The sequence below is a fragment of the Pedobacter mendelii genome (assembly GCF_014635725.1).
GTDB classification, from domain to species: Bacteria; Bacteroidota; Bacteroidia; order Sphingobacteriales; family Sphingobacteriaceae; genus Pedobacter; species Pedobacter mendelii.
This window is the reverse complement of the sequence record NZ_BMDJ01000008.1, coordinates 98,417-119,908: the sequence shown is the minus strand read 5'-3', so window position 1 is coordinate 119,908 and position 21,492 is coordinate 98,417. Positions and strand designations below refer to the sequence as shown.

16 protein-coding genes are annotated in these 21,492 nt (G+C 35.0%); 2 read left to right on the top strand and 14 right to left on the bottom strand.

Features of this window, described 5'->3' with window-relative positions; translation table 11 throughout:
• Nucleotides 1–445: 445 nt before the first annotated feature.
• Nucleotides 446–1,582, bottom strand: a complete 1,137-nt coding sequence (locus IEV50_RS14075; protein ID WP_188415431.1) for an alpha/beta hydrolase — start codon at nt 1,580–1,582, stop codon at nt 446–448.
• A gap of 163 nt (nt 1,583–1,745) precedes the next feature.
• Here IEV50_RS14075 and IEV50_RS14070 point away from each other — a divergent pair, with 163 nt between their 5' ends.
• Nucleotides 1,746–4,112, top strand: coding sequence for a mechanosensitive ion channel family protein (locus IEV50_RS14070; RefSeq protein ID WP_188415429.1), 2,367 nt, complete (start codon nt 1,746–1,748; stop codon nt 4,110–4,112).
• 6 nt (nt 4,113–4,118) lie between these two features.
• Here the strand turns inward: IEV50_RS14070 and dacB are convergent, their stop codons facing one another.
• From dacB to IEV50_RS14055, 3 genes are all read right to left on the bottom strand, one after another.
• A complete protein-coding gene (dacB, locus tag IEV50_RS14065; RefSeq protein WP_188415427.1) occupies nt 4,119–5,525 on the bottom strand; it encodes a D-alanyl-D-alanine carboxypeptidase/D-alanyl-D-alanine endopeptidase in 1,407 nt (468 codons plus the stop codon).
• A gap of 9 nt (nt 5,526–5,534) precedes the next feature.
• Complete coding sequence (locus tag IEV50_RS14060) at nt 5,535–6,659, bottom strand: ATP-binding protein (RefSeq protein ID WP_188415425.1); 1,125 nt, start codon at nt 6,657–6,659, stop codon at nt 5,535–5,537.
• Nucleotides 6,660–6,865: 206 nt separating this feature from the next.
• Nucleotides 6,866–7,855 carry an aspartate-semialdehyde dehydrogenase gene (locus tag IEV50_RS14055; RefSeq protein WP_188415423.1) on the bottom strand — a complete coding sequence of 330 codons (990 nt, stop codon included), beginning with the start codon at nt 7,853–7,855 and terminating at the stop codon, nt 6,866–6,868.
• 49 nt (nt 7,856–7,904) lie between these two features.
• Between IEV50_RS14055 and IEV50_RS14050 the strand changes: the two genes are divergently transcribed.
• Entirely contained in the window at nt 7,905–10,514 is a 2,610-nt protein-coding gene (locus IEV50_RS14050; RefSeq protein ID WP_188415413.1) for a lamin tail domain-containing protein, read from the top strand.
• Nucleotides 10,515–10,712: 198 nt separating this feature from the next.
• On the opposite strand, the gene IEV50_RS14045 is transcribed toward IEV50_RS14050, so the two are convergent.
• The 10 genes from IEV50_RS14045 to IEV50_RS14000 all read right to left on the bottom strand — a co-directional run bounded on the left by IEV50_RS14045 (nt 10,713) and on the right by IEV50_RS14000 (nt 21,476).
• Nucleotides 10,713–11,582: a sugar phosphate isomerase/epimerase family protein gene (locus tag IEV50_RS14045; RefSeq protein WP_188415411.1), complete on the bottom strand. Its 870-nt coding sequence runs from the start codon at nt 11,580–11,582 to the stop codon at nt 10,713–10,715.
• A 17-nt stretch (nt 11,583–11,599) separates the two neighbouring features.
• On the bottom strand, nt 11,600–12,472 hold the full coding sequence (locus IEV50_RS14040; RefSeq protein ID WP_188415409.1) for a TIM barrel protein: 873 nt from the start codon (nt 12,470–12,472) through the stop codon (nt 11,600–11,602).
• Between the two features lie 6 nt (nt 12,473–12,478).
• A complete protein-coding gene (locus tag IEV50_RS14035; RefSeq protein WP_188415407.1) occupies nt 12,479–13,372 on the bottom strand; it encodes a hydroxypyruvate isomerase family protein in 894 nt (297 codons plus the stop codon).
• A gap of 3 nt (nt 13,373–13,375) precedes the next feature.
• Nucleotides 13,376–14,611 (bottom strand): nucleoside permease, encoded by a 1,236-nt coding sequence (locus IEV50_RS14030; protein WP_188415405.1) that lies wholly within the window; start codon nt 14,609–14,611, stop codon nt 13,376–13,378.
• Between the two features lie 178 nt (nt 14,612–14,789).
• Complete coding sequence (locus IEV50_RS14025; protein ID WP_188415404.1) at nt 14,790–15,470, bottom strand: 3-keto-disaccharide hydrolase; 681 nt, start codon at nt 15,468–15,470, stop codon at nt 14,790–14,792.
• A gap of 51 nt (nt 15,471–15,521) precedes the next feature.
• Nucleotides 15,522–16,979 carry a Gfo/Idh/MocA family protein gene (locus IEV50_RS14020; RefSeq protein WP_188415402.1) on the bottom strand — a complete coding sequence of 486 codons (1,458 nt, stop codon included), beginning with the start codon at nt 16,977–16,979 and terminating at the stop codon, nt 15,522–15,524.
• Nucleotides 16,980–17,008: 29 nt separating this feature from the next.
• Nucleotides 17,009–17,395, bottom strand: coding sequence for a c-type cytochrome (locus tag IEV50_RS14015; protein WP_188415400.1), 387 nt, complete (start codon nt 17,393–17,395; stop codon nt 17,009–17,011).
• Nucleotides 17,396–17,483: 88 nt separating this feature from the next.
• A complete protein-coding gene (locus tag IEV50_RS14010; RefSeq protein ID WP_188415398.1) occupies nt 17,484–18,536 on the bottom strand; it encodes a sugar phosphate isomerase/epimerase family protein in 1,053 nt (350 codons plus the stop codon).
• Nucleotides 18,537–18,539: 3 nt separating this feature from the next.
• A complete protein-coding gene (locus IEV50_RS14005) occupies nt 18,540–19,697 on the bottom strand; it encodes a Gfo/Idh/MocA family protein (protein ID WP_188415396.1) in 1,158 nt (385 codons plus the stop codon).
• A 78-nt stretch (nt 19,698–19,775) separates the two neighbouring features.
• On the bottom strand, nt 19,776–21,476 hold the full coding sequence (locus tag IEV50_RS14000) for a GMC oxidoreductase (protein ID WP_188415394.1): 1,701 nt from the start codon (nt 21,474–21,476) through the stop codon (nt 19,776–19,778).
• Nucleotides 21,477–21,492 lie beyond the last annotated feature (16 nt).

Genomic DNA, 21,492 nt, shown 5'->3' with positions numbered 1-21,492 from the left:
GTTCATTTTAAATTAATATTGATGTTTTTGGAAAGTGGTTGCAGCAATTTTTCGGTTTAATTGAGTTTGGATAAAAGAAGGTTTTGTCAATTCTTAGGTTAGCAAATCAAGTTTAAATATTATTAATTGATTTTTTTGGAAAGCAATTTCAGTAGTTCTTCGGGTAAAGCAGTCCCGCTTTGCGTTGCAACAAAAGCTGAAAAAGCTTTTGGTTTCCACTCCAATCGGGTTTAAATAACATGGGTTTGATAATCCTTCGGAAAAATTTAAAACTGCCCTAAAAGGTATAAAGTCAAATGATGCGATGGGCTAAATACCTAAACTGATGTTTTAGATTCCGTCAGTTAAAACTGACGGGAATGAATTTTCTGGGCGATTGCATTTTTTGTCATTGACTTAGTAAATTGAATTTTCTGGGAGATTTCAATTTCATTGCCGTTGACTTTTAGTCAACGGAATATAAAGCAATAAATTTATAAAACGGAACAAACTCCCGATGCCAAAACCATCCCGAATGTTTCCCATCTTCCTTCTCAACAAACACAACATTTTTCTTCTTACCGCTTGGATTCAAAATAGTATAGGCTTTCTTCATATCAGGAACCATCTCTGTACTTTCTCTATCGCCTGCAACAAAATACACTCTGCTATCAATCATGCCGGGTAAACCAAGAGCAACATCATCGTAAATTTTCGGTGCCACCCAAAACGCCGGACTAAAAACCCCAGCCGAACCAAAAATCTTTGGATATTTAGCAATGGCATACATTGAAATTAGACCACCCATCGAACTCCCTACAATGGATGTATTTTTCACATCTTTCAATGTTCTATACTTCAAATCTATAAAAGGTTTCAAAGTTTCAACCAAAAAGGATACATATGCAATTCCCTCGCCTTTCCCAAACTCGCTATCATATGGATTATATTCTTTCAGCCGGTCTTTTCCACCATGATCGATAGCCACAATAATCATTTCCTTAGCACCATTTTTAATCAAACTATCCATTACCGAATCAACAGCCCATTCATTTCCTCGTGGAGGATTGGAGTGAAATAAATTCTGACCATCATGCATGTAAATCACCGGATATTTCCTTTTGGAAGTATTATAGTTTTTTGGAAGATAGATAGAAATCCGTCGTTGTTTATTTAGTTTAGGCATCATAAACGCAGAATCTACAACATGAATATTGGCTCCGTAGTGGTAAACTTCTTTTATCGGCTTAAAATTATTCGTCCAGTTTGCTACATTGATATTCATTGAGGTATCAACATTCAAATTTAGGGTTCGGTTTGCAATAGGTTTGCCATCATTTTTAGATTCTGCCTTATCCCAGTTACCACGCGTAATTTTAAACTCAAAGTTTCCTTTAGGTAAGTTTAATTGGATAGCATAAGTTAAACTATCCTTTTGCGATAAGCTGTAGGCTTTGTTTCCTGGATTCCAATCGTTAAAATTTCCTGCAATAAATAAACTATCCGAAGTTTTTTTCGGAATATGAATTGTCAAGTCGATTTTAACCTGAGCAGATAAAACCAAAGGAAATAAAATAGATAGAATTAAAATCTGCTTAAACATTTTTATTAAATCAATTGATATTTCAAATTACAAATAATTAATGTTACTGAAATGTTAAATATCAGTTTTGTTCGTTAATAATCTTAATTTTACAATTCCCTATTGAATATCACTTATTGATTGTACAAATTTCATCCAACATTATTTATAGAAATATTTCCTTATGTCTTTAATAGGCCATTTTAAAAGCTGTACCCGTATTTTCGCAATATTAATCCTTACATTTTCATTTCATGAAGTTATTGCCCAGCAAAAAAAGGATTCTACTATAACTAAATCGGTTAAATTGCTCGATGAATCTCAAATTCCATTACTCGTTACAAAAGTTGAAACTTACAATTTTAAAATAGATAGAGATAAATTCCTATTACAGCGCAGCTACGATGTTTCCCGCATTGAAAAAACGTTGCCTGATATTATTAAAAAAATAAAAGTATTTAAATTACGATTTGAAAAAAATGGTAACAATATGAATTTGCGAAGCCTTAACAGCGCCGTAATCATATTGGCTGAGGTTGAGGAGAATTTATCGGGCTACAAAACTACTTTAACAGAATATGTCAGTCAATTAAAAAAAAGCAATGCTGATTTAAATAAAATCCTTAACGATGCTGAACTGAAATGTAATGTTTCAGATTCTACATTGAGAACGCAATTATCTGAAATTCTGAATGATGGCAATAAATTAAATAAGGCTGAAAGACAGATACTAATAAAGATTAACTTATTGAGTAGTCGGATTTCGGTTAACCTTTTACAAACTAAAAACCTGTCATCTGATATGGTTTATCTATCAATATCAAAGAAGATAAAGATGTGGTCTATGGAAGAGGCACCACTATTTAAGGCTAAACCCAGCCAATACGAAACTTCTTTTTTCGAAACCGTTACAAAAGCATTGGAACGCTCGGGAAAAATAATTACCATTTTTCTGGGTGGTAAGCTTTCGGTTGTCGTGTTAAGCATTCTCATTTTTAGTTTACTCACTTCCTGGATGATTTCAAACATGAGGAGGGTTAAAAAAATGGATGATGCAGAAAGTATTCTGGCACAGATTAACTTTTTAAAGCGAGGCGTTTTTATGAGCTCAATTTTTGCTTTTTTCACTTATGTGCCTTTTCTTTTCGCAAATCCCACCATGTCTTTATTGCATGCATTTGAAGTTTTTCGCTTAGGTGCTTTATGCTTTTTAATATTCCCATTTTTAACCAAGCAATCAAAATTAATTTGGTTTGTATTAGTTATATTATGGGTTTTTTATGCTTTGGATGATATTTTATTAGACTCTGCATTTGGAGAACGTTGGGGACTATTTATTGCAGGCATATTGCTGATTGTTATAGGGGTTAAAATTATTCAAACCAGAAACAAATTATTTGTGGGTTTAGATCCATCACCGGCAACAAAAGCGCTGGCTATATTTGCCATTATCCAAGTTTTATTATCCATTATATTTAATCTTACAGGTAGGCTATCACTTGCCAAAATATTTGGTGTTAGTGCTGTAGAGTGTTTAATGCTAGGTATTACACTAAAAGTTTTCTGTACATTGGTTTTGGAAGCTGTTTACTTGCAAACCGAGGCTTATCAATCCAGTCGTTTTTCCGATTTTATCAACTATAAGGAATTGCAATTTCGTCTTCAGCGTTATTTGTGGGTAATTGCCTGTATGGTGTTTTTCGTGTCGTTTATTAGAAATATTACTTTGTACGATGTGCTTACTACCGCTACCTCCAATTTCTTTTATGAAACCAGAAGCTTAGGAAGTTACAAATTTACCTTCGCAAGTATTGCAATATTTATTTGCATTATTTGGCTATCCTCAATCATTTCAAGTTTCATTAGTTTTTTCTTCGGACACGAAAAAGCCGTAACTGGAGGAAAAAGGAGTGGTTTAAATTCCATGATGTTACTGATTCGTTTGGCGATTTGGACGATTGGATTTTTTATAGCGGTAGCGGCTGCAGGTATTCCGATTGATAAATTATCGATAATGCTTGGCGCATTAGGTGTTGGTATTGGATTCGGTTTACAAAACATTGTAAATAACTTAGTTTCGGGTGTTATTATTGCTTTCGAAAGACCAATACAAATTGGTGATCAAATCGAAATTGGAACCAAATCGGGTATAGTTAAAGAAATTGGTGTTCGTTCAAGTAAAATTCATAGTGCAGAAGGCTCTGATATTATTGTTCCAAATGGCGATTTACTGTCTCAACATTTAATTAATTGGACCATGCAGGATAGAAGCAAACGTGTAGAATTTAATATCAGTGTACCTTATGAAACGGATATAGAAAGTACCCGTAAATTAATTGCCGATAAACTGGCGAAAAATGAGCATGTTCTGCCTATACCTAAACCATTAATTATTCTTCAGGATTTCGGGGAATATGCAATAACCATACGAACCTTATTATGGGTAGCAGATTTAACAAATGCTGGCGAAGTTCGTACTGAAGCCATGAACGATGTTAAAACGGTTTTAACTGAGGCTGGAATTAAGCTTCAAGTAAGACCTATGGGTTAAGCAATACTATTTCAACTCGTCCAAAACTTTAAATAACTTTTTATTGATTCCGCTTCCCATGTAGTTATTAATGTTAATTACAATAACATACTTATTTCCTGCCGAATCGGTGTGGTAGCCTGCAAAAGCTGAAACATCATTTATGGTGCCGCTTTTAATTTTCATGCCATTGTATTCTGGTAAAGCTTTATAAAAATCAGCATACCAATTTTCTTTCTGGATTTGGTAAAGGATATTCGCCATGGCAGAAGTCGTAACTCTATCGCCCGGTGAAAGTCCGCTTCCATCAATAATATTTAAAGCAGATTTATCAATGCCTTTCTCCGACCAAAAGTTAATCTCGGTTTGCGCACCGTTTGAGGTTGTAGCTGACTTTCCTGATTTTAGCGCAATAGTTTTTAACAGTGTTTCTCCATAAAGGTTAATGCTTTTCTTCAAAAACCAATACGTAATCTCGCTTAATGTTGGCGAACTGATCGTGCTTATTTTTTGGGTAACAACAGGAATGGATTGATTACTCGATATTAGTAAACGAGTTGTAGTTGCTTGCTGGGTTGCGGTTACACCCAATCTTTTCAAGGTATCTTGCAACCGATAAGCACAATCAAAAGCAGGGTCGGGGAGCGCAACAGAAATTCCTGTCTTGCTGATTCCCATGCCCCAATTGCCTCGCAAATAGGCAACATTACTGTAAGGAGGTAGAAAAGCATAACTTCTATCACCAGTACCAGTTGCTCCGGTTTTTAACTCATTTACAATTTGAATGTATGGTGTTTCAGGAGTTGTTTTTACAATTTTTACTTCATCGCTAATGCCTGTACCCGGGCGTAAATGAATATCGAACTGATTTTCTCTCCAGGCAAGGCCAGAAGTTCCGGCACCGTAATAGTTGCCAATATCTTGCCAAACCCAACCCTCAGGTGTCGTTTGTGTACCAAAAATTCTATCATCGCCAATTATCGAACCCTCAATTTTCTTAATTCCAGCAGTACTAATTGCCGTAACCCATTGTTTTAAAACTGTATTTTCTTTGTTTTGATAACGCCATGAGCCTAATGTTGGGTCGCCACTACCGATAATGATTAAGTTTCCTTTTAAAGTTCCATCTGCAGTGATATTTCCGGTATAAGCTAAAGATGTTTGAAATCGAAAATCTTTACCTAAAATACTGAAAGCTGTTGCTGCTGTTATTGTTTTTAATGTCGATGCTGTTGCTAAACCAATCTGCTCATTTTTAGCAAAAAGCGTTTTTCCTGTATTGGCATCTAATACACAAAGGGATGCAATGGCGTGTTTTGTTTGCTCATCATTTAATAAATTATTAAAAGCTTTTTCAAGGTTTTGGATTCTGTTTTGAGCAAATGATTGAAAAGATAGCGCAATTAAGATTATGGATACTTTAAAAATCTTCATTGTAAATATTTATATTAAAAAGCTTGAATAATTTTTTTTATTAATTACAGATGTAGTGTTAATAAGATAAGCATCTGTAAAAGTGGTTGGAAATTTAACTTTTTTATTTTCGTTCCACTTAATTTCCATTGCATTGATATTTCCATCAACTTCTTCAATTAAATCTATTTCTTGTTGCTGAAAACTTCTCCAGAAATAATATTTGGCAAATCTTCGTTTATTGTTATTCTTCTTTATAAATTCAGCTATAATATAATTTTCAAATAATGCTCCTGTATCCTGTCTTAATGCTAAAGAGCTAAAATTTTGGATTAATGCATTTCGGATTCCGTTATCATAAAAATATATTTTTCTGCTCTTTTTTATTTCGTTTCGAAGATTTTTGCTGAAAGCTGTAAGTTTAAAAATTACAAAGCATTGTTCCAACAAATCGATATACTTTTCTACCGTTTGTTTATCTGCATCGATAATTTGTCCAAGTTCTTGGTAAGAAACTTCATGCCCCATTTGTAAAGCCAACGCTTGAACCAATTTTTCTAATTGTATCGGTTTTCTAATGCTAGTTAAGGATAAAATATCTTTAAATAAATAACTGTTGGTTAAATTAAGTAAAAGCTCTTTTTCCTCGCCAGGATAATTTATGGCATCAGGATAACTGCCATAAATCAATCTCTTTTCTAAAGCCTGTTCTTCAGCTAATAAATTTTTGTCATTTGCCAATTCTGATATCGAAAAAGGGAAGAGATTGTATTCAAATTTTCTGCCAGTTAGTGGTTCTTTTATTCCTGTAGCTAGCTCTAATGATGATGAACCAGTAACGAGAAGCTGTATATCAGCAAAATTATCAACTATAATTTTTAAAGTTAATCCAATTCCATTTACTCTTTGTGCTTCATCAATAAAAATGATTTTATTATTTCCAATTATCGATTTCAGTCTTTCAACGCTTGTGTTTTCTAGAGTATTACGAACTTCAGCTTCATCACAATTTAAAAAAACAAATGGTAGTTCAGTTTCTTTTACGAGCTGTTTTAATAAGGTTGTTTTACCTACTTGCCTTGCGCCAGTTAAAATAATAGCTTTTCCTTTAAAAAACTTTGATTTAATAACTGAATTTAAGTCCCTCTCAATCATAATTTTATCTATCAGTTTACATAAAGGTATATAATATTTAGATTATAATCTCTAATTTATATATAATATTTAGATTATAATCTCTAATTTATATATAAATTAGAGATTAGGATTAGTTTTATCATAAAAAAGCGATGGGTGGTTAACACATCGCTTTTAATAAAAAGATCTACAAGGTTTTCAAAACCTTATAGATCTGGTAATATTTATACTAATTCTTTCTGGATTAAATATTCTGCAATTTGAACTGCATTTGTTGCAGCGCCTTTACGCAGATTATCAGCAACAATCCAAAGGTTTAAAGCTTTAGGTGCCGATTCATCTCTACGAATACGACCTACAAAAACTTCATCTTTTTCATGCGCATCTTTCGGCATTGGGTATTTTAAATTTGCAACATCATCAACAACGATAATGCCAGGTGATTTTTCTAAAATACTGCGAACTTCAGCCAAATCGAAATCATTTTCAAATTCGATATTTACCGATTCTGAGTGACCACCCATTACCGGAATACGAACGGTAGTAGCGGTAACTTTAATGCTGTCATCGCTCATGATTTTATTTGTTTCTTTCACCATTTTCATCTCTTCTTTGGTGTATCCATTTTCCATGAAAACATCAATGTGAGGAAGAACATTTAAATCAATTTCGTAAGGATAAGCTTTCGGACCATCAATGCCTTTACGCTCATTCATCAATTGCTCAACAGCTTTAACGCCTGTTCCGGTTACAGATTGGTACGTAGAAACCACTACACGTTTGATTTTATATTTATCGTGCAAAGGTTTCAAAACCACCACCATTTGTATGGTAGAACAATTCGGGTTTGCAATTATTTTGTTATCGATAGAAAGCTCATGGGCATTAACTTCAGGAACAATTAATTTAACTGTTGGGTCCATTCTCCATGCCGAAGAATTATCAATAACAGTCGTTCCAGCCTCTTTAAAACGTGGCGCATGTTCTAATGAAGTATTTCCACCAGCAGAGAAGAGGGCAATATCTGGTCTCATACCGATTGCAGTATCCATGCTAACGATTGGGAACTTCTTACCCTTAAAAGTAATTTCCTTACCAACACTCTTTTCAGATGCTACAGGAATTAACTCTGTTAAAGGGAAATTTCTTTCCTCCAATACTTTTAACATTACGGTACCAACCAAACCAGTTGCTCCAACTACTGCTACTTTCATTTTAAATTTTAATTATTATATTTATTAAACATTTGATATAAGCCCAAATATGAAGAAAATTCTGCTTATATCCCTATTGTTATTTTCTAAAATTGCATTTTCCCAGGTTATCGATTCGTTTTCTGATGGCGATTTCTCCCAAAATCCGACATGGAAAGGCGATGTTAATTATTTTCAGGTAAACCCGCAGAAGCAACTACAATCTAAAGGACAACAACTCGCATCGCAAGTTATTTCGCTTTCCACGGCAAATCAACAAAGCTTAAACGTTAGCTGGGAATTTTTAGTGCAACTAGATTTCAATCCATCAACAACTAACTTAGTGCGCATTTATTTAACTGCTGATAAGGAAGATTTGAAAGGGAGTTTGAATGGATATTTCATTCAAATTGGCGAAACTAGAGCAGCAGATGGTTTTCATTTATACAAGCAAACTGGGACTACAGTAACTCGTATTATTACCGGACCACAAAAAGTAAGAGCAAATGCAAATCGAGTTTTTGCGAAGGTTAAAGTTACTAGAGATGCTAATGGGAAATGGGATTTATTTACCGATGTTTTAGGGGGTAATAATTTTAATCTTGAGGGAAGCGCTACAGATAAGACGTTTACAACTTCATTATTTACAGGTATTTATTGTAAATATGCAACGGCTTCCAGATACAACCTATATATTTTTGATGATTTTAAAATTGATGACCTTTTACCAGATATAACTCCACCAACTGTTAAAAATATCGAAGTTATAAATGCTTCAACATTGGATGTTGCTTTTTCTGAAGCTTTAGACATAAGTTCTGCATTGGTAAATACCAATTACACTTTATCAAACGGTTATGGCCATCCGGCAAATGTTGCTGTAACTACTTTGCCAAATGTATTTCGGTTTACTTTCTCCAAAGATTTTAATTCTGGAGAATATATATTAAATATAAACGGCGTAAAGGATAAAAAAGGCAATGTTATTGCTGCAAACAGTAATGTAAAATTTAGCTTTATTAAGCCATACATAGCTAAATTTGGTGATGTTGTAATTAACGAAATCTTTGCAAATCCAACGGGCAGTTCTGCTTTGCCGCAAAAAGAATTTGTGGAGATTTGGAATACCACCAAGGAATATATTCTAACTCAAGGATGGAAATTTAACGACCAAACTCCCACATCTACTTTACCTATTGATACAATTAAGCCGAACCAGCATATAATTTTAACCGCAAAAGCTGATGAAGTTTTGTTTAAGTCTTTTGGTAAAGTGATCGGAATTTCGCCATGGCCTAGCTTAAATAATGATAGGGATGTACTTACTCTAAATGATCCAACTGGTAAAATAATTGACAAGGTTGCATATACTGATAGTTGGTACAGAGATGATGCGAAGAAAAAAGGTGGCTATAGTTTAGAATTAATTGACCCGAAAGGCATTTGTAAGGGCAGTCAAAATTGGGCTGCTTCTGTTGATGCTTCTGGAGGAACACCCGGCAAGCAAAATTCAATATACAATACCCAACTGAGCAAAGAAATTCCTAAGCTTGTATCGGCAAATGTTATTGATAGTGTTACCGTCCATGTTGAATTCTCAAAATCAGTAGATAGTTTATCGGTAGCGCAAATCACTAATTATTCTATCAATCATGGTATTGGTCAACCGAAATCAGTAATTGTCAATTCTCCAAATTTTAACACTGCTACGATGGTGTTGTCTAGTCCGTTAGCAAGAGGTATAGAAAATATTTTAACCTTAAACAATATAACGGATTGTGCTGGTAATTTAATAAGTCCTGATGCGAATACAGCTAAATTATTTATTGCCAGGAAAGCAGATAAAAACGATATTTTGATTTCTGAAATACTGTTTAATCCAAAAGTTGGAAGCGTAGATTTTGTTGAAATTTATAATAAAAACGACCAAGTTCTGGATCTGAAAGATTTACAATTGGCCAATCTAGATGCAAATGGGAAGGTTGCAAATATTAAAAATTTATCAGCTAAGAGCTTGTTAATATTTCCAAAAACTTATTGGGTTATCACTACAGATGCCTCAATTATTAAAGCAAATTATTTTTGTGAAAATCCTAATAATTTTATTCAACTAAGTAGCATGCCAGGGTTTAACAATGATAGAGGCACGGTGATAATATTAAGCAACAGTTTGCAGATAGATAGGTTTGATTATAACGAAAAAATGCATGTAGCTTTACTTCAAAACCCTGATGGTGTATCTTTAGAGCGGGTTTCTATGGAGAAAAATGCAAACGAAGTTGGTAATTTTAAATCTGCCGCGGCTTCAGTTGGCTTTGCCACACCAACCTATAAAAACTCTCAAGAATCAAACGGAGATGAAGTTTATGTGAAATTGTTATCTAAAACTTTTTCGCCTGATGGAGATAACTTTGAAGATTTATTGACTTTAGATTATCAGGTAACTGAAAATGCTAGTTTTGCTACCGTAAATATTTATTCGGATAAAGGAAGATTAGTTAGAAAGCTATTGAAAAATCAAACTATTGGAACAAAGGGAAATTTAAGCTGGGATGGTATAAATGATAATGGTCAAAAAGCCGCAATAGGCATTTACGTTATCATTTTTGATGTATTTGATTTGAATGGAAAAACCAAGCAATTTAAAAATACGTGTGTGCTGGCGGCGAAAATAAATTAAATTATAGATTCTATAGTGGATGCTTAGGTATAGATTTTGAATAGGAATTCAGTAGCGCAGGGGAAAAATCTTTTTAATCTGTTAATTGACTAAGTTTTCTCCATTTGGCTATGCTTCGGTTGAGACTACCGTAAAATGCAAATAACAGATTTACTAAGTTTCATCCATACAAGAACAAAACTTAGTAAGTCTAATAATCTATATCAAATTTGCTTTTATATAGTCACAACTGGTTTTAATAGATTCAATGGGAGTTGGGTTATAATTGGTTTCATGCTCTACAAAATAATGCTGCATACCCGAAAGTTTAGCCTCTGCAAAAATTGATTTAAAATCAATTGAACCTTTTCCAACTTCAGTGTTCCATTCTGGCTTTGCCTTGTCCATATCTTTAACATGCCACATGGGGAAACGTCCTGGATATTTTTTAAATAATGCTAGCGGATCATTTCCTGAACGAACAACCCAATATAAATCCAATTCGAAGTTTACGAGATTTTTGTCTGTTTCTGTTAAGTAAACGTCATAGCCAGTTGTGTCGCCTATTTTTTTGAATTCAAAATCATGGTTATGATAAGCAAATTTTAAACCAGAAGCCTTAGCAAGTTCGGCAACTTTATTAAAATCATCAGCAGTTTTTTTGAAACCGTCTACGCCCATCGTCATGTCTACATGAGCACCCGCAATAGTAAAATATTTACCACCAATTGCGGCCGAAGATTCGATATCAGCTTTAAGTTTATCCGTTTTCCCGGTTTTCCTGAAATCATCCATACTGTAGTGTCCACTTGGAGCTTTCAAACCATTATCCTTCAATAGTGTTTTAAATTCTTTTGGTGTTAATCCCCAAAACTTTCCATTAGCAAAACCATAAGTTTCAACTTCTTTGTAACCTGCATCAGCAACTTTAGCAATTACACCTTTAACATCTGCAGGTAATTCTTTTCGTAAGGAGTATAATTGTAAGCCAACATTTTTAGTTACTTTATCAAAAGCAAAAGATGGAATTAGCAATGCAGCACCAGCCGCCATTCCTGCCTGTTTTATAAATGTTCTTCTAGAATTCATGGTGAAGCTTTTATAGGTTATATCAATTCTTTTTTAACGTAGTCACAGCTAATTTTTACCGATTCAATTGGATTTGGCTTGTAATTAGTTTCATGCTCAATAAAGAAATGTTTCATGCCCGAAAGTTTTGCAGCAGCGAAAATTGCTTTAAAATTAATTGAACCCTGACCAACTTCAGTATTCCACTCTTTTTTCGTTTTATCCATATCTTTAACATGCCACATGGTAAATCGCCCTGGATTTTCTTTAAATAATGCTACAGGATCCATACCTGAACGAACAACCCAGTATAAATCCAGTTCAAAATCAACAAGTTTTTTATCCGTGCCTTTGAGTAGAATTTCGTAGCCAGTTGTATCGCCTTGTTTCTCAAATTCGAAATCGTGATTGTGATAGGCTAGTCGTATTCCTGCATCTTTACACATTTGGCCAGCTTTGTTAATCTTGGCTACCAGCTTTTTATAATCATCTGCATTTTTCCTTAAATCTGGACTTAACCAGGGAATTGTTACATATTTACTACCTAAAACTTTTGCAGCAGCAATTGCAGCTTTAAGTTCTTCAGTGTTGTCATCAACTAAATAACTGCCTAAACCATAATGGCCACTAACAGCCTTTAATCCATTGGCATCTAAAATTTTCTTTAATTCAATTGGAGTTAAGCCCCAAAACTGATCTTTAATAGAGAAACCATAAGTTTCTACTTCTTTAAATCCTGATAATGCGACTTTTTCCAAAACGCCTTTTACATCTTTAGGTAAATCTTCACGTAAAGAATATAGTTGTAAACCAACTACTTTTTCGTCCGCTGCGAAAGCAAATGATGGCATTAAATATATTGCAGCTGCTGCCATGCCACTTGTTTTTAGGAAATTTCTTCTTGATACCATAATTATTTAAATATCGCAAATTGATATGGCCTTTTTTAAAGAAGCCAGTTTATCTGCATTTTTTGGAATAAATTCTTGTGCTACGAAACCTTTAAAGCCAGTTTCGACTATGGCTTTCATTATTGCAGGATAGTAAAGTTCTTGCGTATCATCAATTTCATTTCTGCCTGGAACGCCCGCTGTATGGTAATGCGCTATATAATTGTGGCTTGTTTTAATTGTACTAATTACATTACCCTCATCAATTTGCATGTGATAGATGTCATAGAGCAATTTGAAGTTTTCAGAACCCAAACGTTTACATAGTTCTACACCCCAGGGTGTATTGTCACACTGGTAATCTTTATGGTTAACTTTACTGTTTAGCAACTCCATAATCAGTATAACGTTATGTTTTTCTGCTAAAGGAATTAATTTTTTTAATCCTTCAACACAATTATTCCATCCTGTTTCATCATCTATTCCTCTGCGGTTGCCACTAAAACAAATCAGGTTTTTATAACCTGCTTCGGCAACTCGAGGAATCATCTCTGAATAGTTTTTAACCAACTGCTCGTGAAATTTTTTATCATTGAAACCATCTACCAGATTAATTTCAGCTCCATTACACATACTTGATGTTAAACCATGTTTTTTAAGGGTTGGCCAATCTTTAGGCCCAACCAAATCAATGCCGGTTAAACCTAGTTTTTTAGCTTCGGTACACAATGTTTCTACATCAAGCGTACTGAAACACCAACGACAAACCGAATGATTAATATTTCCTTTCAGCTTCCAAGGCTGTTCTTGTAAATCTGTTTTGTTCATTGCAAGCGATGAAAATCCTGAAGAAACACCAATAGCTGCGGTACCTGCTATGATGTTTTTTAAGGCATTTCTTCTATTTAAGTTAGATTTCATGTTTTATATTGCTTTAACTTCGATTTCAGCTTTTGTTTTATCATTAAATAAAACGGCAAAAAGTAAAAATACTACTGCTGCAATTCCTGCCGGGATAATCCAAACCATTTTCCAATCGGTAACATCGCCAGATTTGTACATATCAGTTATGTAACCTGCTACAATAAAACCGATAAGCATACCTACACCATAAGTTGCTAAAGTTATAATTCCTTGAGCTGCACTTTTTACCTTTTCACCAGCTTTAGAATTGGTGTAAATTTGACCAGAAACAAAGAAGAAATCGTAACATACACCGTGTAATGCAATGCCTATAATAAGCATAAAACTTAGATTATCTGCGTTGCCATAAGCGAAAAGAACGTAACGAACTGCCCAAGCTAGCATACCAATCAAAATCGTTTTCTTAAAACCGTATTTAGAAAAGAATACAGGAATTGCAAGTAAAAATAATGCCTCAGAAACCTGACCAATGGCCATTTTACCTGTTGGGTTAGATACTTTAATATCAGCAAGAAATAATCCCGCGTTTTGATAATAAAATGCCAAAGGAATACAAATCAGAATAGAGGAAATAAAGAATATTGCAAAGTTTTTATCTTTAAGTAATTTTAAAGCATCTAGTCCTAAAATGTCTCTAACCTTAATGCTACCTTCAGCAACTTTTGGAGGTGTGACTGGTAAAGTAAAACTAAACAATCCTAAAACTAATGATGCGATTCCTGCCATCAAGAACGTATTCTTCAATAATCCGGATTGAATTCCTTCAGGAGAGTCCCAATGAAATACGAAGCTAATAAGCAAGCCTGCGATAATCCAACCGATGGTTCCGAATACACGGATATTAGCAAATTCTTTTTCAGGATCTTTCATTTGATTAAAAGAAACTGAGTTAACCAAAGCAAGTGTTGGCATAAATAAAATCATGTAACCTAACACATATGGGTAGAAAACACTTACATCGGCGGCAGTGTACATTTGGTACATTAGTACAGCACCTACAATATGTAAAACACCTAGTATTCTTTCAGCGTTAAAATATCTATCTGCAATTAAACCTACAATAAATGGTGCAATTATAGCTCCCCATGATTGAGTTGAAAATACGGCTCCAGTTTCAGAACCTGAGGCTTTTAAGTTGTTACCAAGGAAAGTTCCTAAAGTTACAAACCATGCACCCCAGATAAAAAATTCCAGGAACATCATGGTAGAGAGTTTAAAGCGAGTAGTGCTATTCATTTGTGTTTATATTTGGTTTAAGAGTTAAGGTTAAGATCGAGATTGAGATTAAGACTGAGTTTAAGGTTAATATTGGCTATAGTAAGTAGATATCTTTTCAGTTATAAATCTTAATCTAGCTTCCGATATATTTTTCTTGCTTGATCTTAACCTCAGCCTTAATCTCAACCTTCTCATCCTACAATTCTTTTATCATAATATTTTTGTACCATACTTCATCGCCATGGTCTTGTAATGCAATTTTCCCGGTTTTAAAAGTTCCCCAATCTGTCCAGGTGGCAAATTTACTTCCGGCAACTAGGGTTTTCCAGTTATCATCCCATAACGTTGTTTTCACAACAGTAACTCCATTAAGAATTAGTGTTAATTGGCCTTTTTTACTGACGATTTCTGCAGAATTCCATTCGCCAATAGGTTTTACAGGTTCTGATGAACTTTTAACTAGATCATATAAATCGCCTGCACGGTGTTTCGTAATTCTTCCATCTGGATGACCATCGTTATCCAAAACCTGCATTTCTAATCCCGTTGAATAAGTTGCACTAAATTTTGGATCTTCATGTATATAAAAAATTAAGCCACTATTAGCTTTTGGAGCAACTTTCCACTGATATTTTAAATGGAAATTTCCGTATTCTTTATCAGTAACTAAGTCGCCACCGCCATCTGTACCTTTTTTTGCAGGATCGAGGTGTAGAGCACCATCCAGAACTTGCCAAGCACTTCCAGCCGTACTTTTATTATAAGTATGCCATCCGGAAGTTGTTTTACCATCGAATAATGGTTTAAAACCTTTTTGAGCTTTTGATACTTGAGTTACAGCCAATAAAATACAAGCTGATAGAAGAATTTTTTTCATTTTTTTTATATTAAACCTCACAGGATATTAACTCTGTGAGGTTTGTGTCGATTATAGAGTTAAATTATTCCAGCCTTTACGATATTCGCGTTTTACAAACTGGTTTGCCTCATCAAAATTGGTAACTTTCATATTGTCGTTATCCCAAAGCATTTTAGTATATCTTCCTGGATACGTTACTTTACCGTTTACTGTTTTTTGAATATCAAAACTTCTAATTGCTAAATTGGCCATTAATAAAGCTTCTGTTAGTGGGCCAGCAATTTCAAATGGAGAACTAACTTCTTGCTTACCGTAACCAGCGATTGATGCCTCTACCCATTGTTTGTAATGACCGTTTGCACCATCTGGTACGCGGGCATATTTAGGTGCAACTTTAATATCATTATTCTTGCTAAGCGGTAAAAGCTTCGGATTTGCACTGTAGGTTTCGCTCATCATTTTACCTTTTGTACCAACAAATAAAGTACCGTTACCACCATCGCCAAATGTTTCGTTAGCTTCTAATTCTTCCGGACGTTCAGGTTGAATACCACCGTCCATCCAATGTAGCGTAACATCACCTTTAGTTTTGTTGGTTTTTGGGAATTTTAAGGTTACATGACTAGAAGGAGGGCAACTTTCTGGGAAGTAGCCACGTTTAAATTCATCAACATAAACTGAACCAACGCTTGCTTCAACCTCTTTAGCATATTTTAAATTTAAAACACTAAACGGAGCTTCAATTAAGTGACAACCCATATCGCCTAATGCACCTGTTCCGTAATCCCACCAGCCACGCCAGTTGAATGGAACCAATTTATCAACGAAATCTTTTTCAGGAGCAGTACCTAACCATAAATTCCAATCTAATTCTTTTGGTATTTCTGCTTTTGTTGTAGGCCATGGAATACCTTGTGGCCAAACCGGGCGATTGGTCCATGCGTAAACCGTGTGTACATCGCCAATTAAACCGGCTTCATACCATTCTTTCATTTGGCGTGGACCATCATTTGATGCGCCTTGATTACCCATTTGAGTAACTACTTTATATTTTTTTGCAGCAGCTGTTAAAATTCGAGCTTCGTAAATATCATGGGTTAAAGGTTTTTGAACATAAACATGCTTACCTAATTGCATTGCTGCTAAAGCCTGAATAGCGTGGTTATGATCCGGAGTAGAAACAGAAACAGCATCAAAGTTTTTATGCTCTTTATCCATCATTTCTCTCCAATCTTTATAATATTTAGCTTTTGGAAAAGCTTTTACGCTATTTGCGGCTCTGCGGTCATCAACGTCGCATAAAAAAGCAATATCAGCTTTACCGCTTTTAGCAAACATAGCAATATCACTTTGTCCTTTACCGCCTGCACCAATACCAGCAACAAGCAAGCGATCGCTTGGGGCTAAAAATCCTTTACCACCTAAAACATGGCGAGGAACAATCATAAATGCAGCGGCAGCTATGGCGCTGGTTTTAATAAAATCGCGGCGGTTACTCGCGGTTTTATTTTCTTGCTCTGTTTTCATTATCAATAGGGTTTAATCTGGTTATGATTTTACTTTTTCTTCAATGATAAAATGTATTTTGCCATTAATTTAGCATCATCTTTTTTCAAGCTAGCGTGAGCTGTCATAGGCATTGTTCCCCATACACCTGTACCGCCTTTAATAATTTTATCTGCTAAGTAATTAATGCTTTTTTCGTTGTTTGGATATTTTTTTGCAACCTCAATATATGCAGGGCCAATAATTTTATTGGTTTTATTATGACAGCCTAAACAATCAGATTTATTGATTAATTTTTCTCCAGCAGATACTTGATAAAATGCGTTATTGTTATTTGTAGCAACAGCAGGTACAGCTTTTTCTTTTGCTAAATCTGCTTTTGAGAAGGAGGCCATGAATATTACCACAGCGCCTAAAATTAAAAATGTTTTTTTCATGTGTGTGTTTATTTATTGTGTTTTAACCTGCATAAATCGTTTTATAGATTCATTTAGCAGATTTTCATTTGTGTGTGTTCTTATTAATTTATAAACCTAATATTTTTTTATTAAAATCAGCATCACTTCCTGAAGCTGCAAAATCATCAAAGGCTTTATCAGTTACCTTAATGATGTGGTTTTTTATGAATTCAGCACCTTCTCTAGCTCCATCCTGTTGATTTTTAATGCAACATTCCCACTCCATAACTGCCCAACCTTTAAAATCATATTGAGCCAATTTACTAAAAATGGTTTTAAAATCAACTTGACCATCGCCTGGAGAACGATACCTCCCCGCACGATTTGCCCAACTTTGATATCCACCAAAAGTACCCTGTTTGCCTGTTGGATTAAATTCCGCATCTTTTACATGAAATGCTTTAATTCTTTCATGATAAAAATCGATGTATTGAATGTAATCTAATTGTTGCAACACAAAGTGCGATGGGTCATACAATAAGCATGCCCGAGAATGATTATTTACGGCTGCTAAAAACATTTCGTACGTTTCACCATCAAAAAGATCTTCTCCAGGGTGTATTTCATAACAAACATCAACTCCACAATTATCAAATTCATTCAAAATTGGCATCCAACGTTTGGCTAATTCGGCAAAACCTTCTTCTACTAAACCAGCAGGGCGTTGAGGCCATGGGTGGAAATATTGCCATAATAACGAACCACTAAAAGTTGCGTGAGCATTTAAACCAAGGTTTTGCGATGCTTTTGCCGCATATTTCATTTGTTGAACTGCCCAATCTTGTCTTGCTTTTGCATTGCCATGAACTTCTTTTGGTGCAAAGGCATCAAAAAGTTCATTATAAGCCGGATGAACAGCAACCAACTGACCTTGAAGATGCGTAGATAGTTCGGTAATTTCTAATCCATAAGAAGCGATGGTACCTTTTAGCTCATCTGCATAGGTTTTACTTTCGGCGGCTTTTTGTAAATCTATAAAGCGTGAATCGAGTGTAGGCATTTGAATGCCTTTAAAACCCAAATCTTTAGCCCATTGACAGATATTTTCTAAAGAATTAAATGGTGCTTCATCACTAATAAACTGAGCTAAAAATACTGCAGGTCCTTTTATTGTAGTCATAAATTAAATTTTATAGTCCCACCATTTTTGGTCAGAATTGCTTGAGTTAACCACATTTTCAATAAATGCCATCCCACGAATACCATCTTCTGTGTTTGGAAAATCAAGCATCTCATCGGTAGGTTTTTGGTTATTTAATTTAGCGTCAACTGTTAACGCAAAATTTCTATAAATATTTGCAAAAGCTTCTAAATAACCTTCTGGATGACCTCCAGGTGTACGGGTGTTATGTTTTGCAAAACTGCCCATATAACCGTTTCCTGTTCTGTAAATTTGTGCAGGCTCGTTTAACCATTTAACGGTTAAAGTATTTGGTTCCATCTGATGCCATTCCATACCACCTTTTTCGCCGTAAATTTTAATTTTTAAGGCATTTTCTTCTCCTGCGGCAATTTGAGATGCAATTAAAACACCATTTGAGCCATTATCGAATTTCAATAATACATTGCCATCATCATCAATTGCTCTACCAGGAACAACAATGCTTAGATCAGCACATATTTTATTAATCTTTAATCCTGAAATGTATTCAGCTAAATGGGCGGCGTGTGTACCAATATCGCCCATGCTTCCGCTTTTGCCGGTTTTAGATGGGTCTGTTCTCCAGGCAGCTTGTGCATTTCCTTCTCTTTCAGAAAGTGTGCTTAACCAACCTTGAGGATATTCTACGATAATTTTTCTTACTTTGCCCAAGGTACCTTCGCTAATCATTTGTTTAGCTTGCTTTACCATTGGATAGCCTGAATAAGTATGAGTTAAGCAAAGTGTTAAACCTGTTTCTTTAACCTTCAAATCAAGCTGTTTAGCTTCTTGTAAAGATAATGTCATAGGTTTTTCTATCACAACATTAAAACCTAAATCAAGCGCTAACATAGCAGGAGCAAAGTGAGCGAAATTAGGCGTTACAATCGTTACAAAATCTATTTTTTCATCAGCAGGCAGTTTACTTTCTGCGTGAAGCATTTCTTCATAATTTTTGTAAATTCTATTATCAGGAAGGAAAAGCATTTTGCCAGATTCATATCCAACTTCAGGATTTACACTTAGCGCACCGGCGGTTAATTCTATTAAACCATCCATATTTGCTGCAAGGCGATGCACAGCACCTATAAAGGCGTCTTTTCCACCGCCTATCATGCCCATTCTTAATTTTCTTTGCATAAGGTTAAGATAATGACAAAAGGCTTAAGGTTAATGGACTTATCCAAAAACCTTAAACCTTTCGCATTTAACTTTTTATTAGATGTTATTTTTCTTTAATTCTTTTACTGCATAATCAGCAGCACGTGCTGTTAAAGCCATAAAGGTTAACGATGGATTTTGACATGCAATTGATGGCATACATGCACCATCCGTTACAAATACATTGCTTACTTCGTGCATTTGGTTCCATTTATTAAGTACCGAAGTTTTTGGGTCGTTACCCATTCTTGCAGTTCCCATTTCATGGATAGCCATACCTGGAAAGCAACCATTATCGTAAGTTCTGATGTTTTTCATGCCTGCTTTTTCTAACATTTCTGCAGCATCATTCATCATATCAACACGCATTTTTTTCTCGTTTTCCTTGTATTCGCAATCAATAGCCAAAACAGGTTGTCCCCATTTATCTTTCTTAGTTTTATCGATGTAAACTTTGTTTTCATAGTATGGTAACATTTCACCGAAACCACCTAAGCCCATACTCCATTTACCTGGTTTAGTCATTTTTTCTTTTAAACCAGAACCAAATGATAATTCGGCTACATCATCTTGCCAGTTTACTCTACTTGCACCACCTTGATAACCGAAGCCACGTAAATAATCGCGTTTATCGTTACCAACGTTTTGATATCTAGGTACATAAATACCGTTTGCACGTCGGCCATAAGTGTATTTATCATCAAAACCTTCGGCCTCACCAGATGCTCCGCAACGGAAATGGTGATCCATTAGGTTATGGCCTAATTGTCCGCTGGAATTTCCTAAACCATTTGGATGTGCATCAGAAGTTGAGTTTAACAAAATAAATGTTGAACCTAAAGTTGAACCATTTACGAAAACAATTTTCGCATAAAATTCCATTGTTTTGTTTGTTTCCGCATCAATTACCATTACACCTTTTGCTTTTTTGGTGTCTTTATCGTAAATAATATGATTTACGATAGAGTATGGTCTTACTGTTAAGCGCTTTGTTGCCATTGCAGCAGGAAGCGTTGAAGATTGTGTACTGAAATATGCTCCAAACGGACAGCCACGGCTACATAAGTTACGGTATTGGCAATTACCGCGACCTTTATGAGGTACAGTTAAATTGGCAACACGACCTATCATCATGATACGTTCTCTTTTGTAATGCTCTTCTATACGGGCTTTTACCGATTTTTCTACAATGTTAAGATCCATTGGAGGTAAAAATTCACCATCAGGGCAAGTTGACCAGTTTTCTTTAGAACCACTAATTCCCGCAAATCGCTCTGCATAATCATACCATGGAGAAAGTTCAGCATAACGAACCGGCCAATCGTTTCCATGACCGTCTTTTGCATTATCTTCAAAGTTATGATCGCTTAAACGGTAACTTTGGCGACCCCACATTAATGATTTACCACCAACATGAAAGCCACGATACCAATCGAAACGCTTATCTTCGGTATATGGGCATTCCAAATCGTTTACCCACCATTTTTCATTGGCTTCGCTATACGGATAATCTCTTTTTTGAACTGGGTGAGTACGTTTTTGCTCTTCGGTTAATTTACCTGCATGCTTAAAATCCCATGGATTTTTCATCGCAGTTTCATAGCCTGTTATGTGCTCAATGTTCATTCCTCTTTCGAGCATTAATACTTTCAAGCCTTTTTCTGTAAGCTCTTTTGCAGCCCAGCCGCCACTAATCCCCGATCCTATTACAATAGCATCGTAAGTATTTTCTGCTTTTAAATTTGTATTTAAATTCATGATGTTTTGTTGTTAT

What these genes read in the sequence shown, in the direction of transcription:
- IEV50_RS14075 (WP_188415431.1), bottom strand. Translation starts at nt 1,582, where the DNA reads ATGTTTAAGCAGATTTTAATTCTATCTATTTTATTTCCTTTGGTTTTA.
- IEV50_RS14070 (WP_188415429.1), top strand. Translation starts at nt 1,746, where the DNA reads ATGTCTTTAATAGGCCATTTTAAAAGCTGTACCCGTATTTTCGCAATA.
- dacB (WP_188415427.1), bottom strand. Translation starts at nt 5,525, where the DNA reads ATGAAGATTTTTAAAGTATCCATAATCTTAATTGCGCTATCTTTTCAA.
- IEV50_RS14060 (WP_188415425.1), bottom strand. Translation starts at nt 6,659, where the DNA reads ATGATTGAGAGGGACTTAAATTCAGTTATTAAATCAAAGTTTTTTAAA.
- IEV50_RS14055 (WP_188415423.1), bottom strand. Translation starts at nt 7,855, where the DNA reads ATGAAAGTAGCAGTAGTTGGAGCAACTGGTTTGGTTGGTACCGTAATG.
- IEV50_RS14050 (WP_188415413.1), top strand. Translation starts at nt 7,905, where the DNA reads ATGAAGAAAATTCTGCTTATATCCCTATTGTTATTTTCTAAAATTGCA.
- IEV50_RS14045 (WP_188415411.1), bottom strand. Translation starts at nt 11,582, where the DNA reads ATGAATTCTAGAAGAACATTTATAAAACAGGCAGGAATGGCGGCTGGT.
- IEV50_RS14040 (WP_188415409.1), bottom strand. Translation starts at nt 12,472, where the DNA reads ATGGTATCAAGAAGAAATTTCCTAAAAACAAGTGGCATGGCAGCAGCT.
- IEV50_RS14035 (WP_188415407.1), bottom strand. Translation starts at nt 13,372, where the DNA reads ATGAAATCTAACTTAAATAGAAGAAATGCCTTAAAAAACATCATAGCA.
- IEV50_RS14030 (WP_188415405.1), bottom strand. Translation starts at nt 14,611, where the DNA reads ATGAATAGCACTACTCGCTTTAAACTCTCTACCATGATGTTCCTGGAA.
- IEV50_RS14025 (WP_188415404.1), bottom strand. Translation starts at nt 15,470, where the DNA reads ATGAAAAAAATTCTTCTATCAGCTTGTATTTTATTGGCTGTAACTCAA.
- IEV50_RS14020 (WP_188415402.1), bottom strand. Translation starts at nt 16,979, where the DNA reads ATGAAAACAGAGCAAGAAAATAAAACCGCGAGTAACCGCCGCGATTTT.
- IEV50_RS14015 (WP_188415400.1), bottom strand. Translation starts at nt 17,395, where the DNA reads ATGAAAAAAACATTTTTAATTTTAGGCGCTGTGGTAATATTCATGGCC.
- IEV50_RS14010 (WP_188415398.1), bottom strand. Translation starts at nt 18,536, where the DNA reads ATGACTACAATAAAAGGACCTGCAGTATTTTTAGCTCAGTTTATTAGT.
- IEV50_RS14005 (WP_188415396.1), bottom strand. Translation starts at nt 19,697, where the DNA reads ATGCAAAGAAAATTAAGAATGGGCATGATAGGCGGTGGAAAAGACGCC.
- IEV50_RS14000 (WP_188415394.1), bottom strand. Translation starts at nt 21,476, where the DNA reads ATGAATTTAAATACAAATTTAAAAGCAGAAAATACTTACGATGCTATT.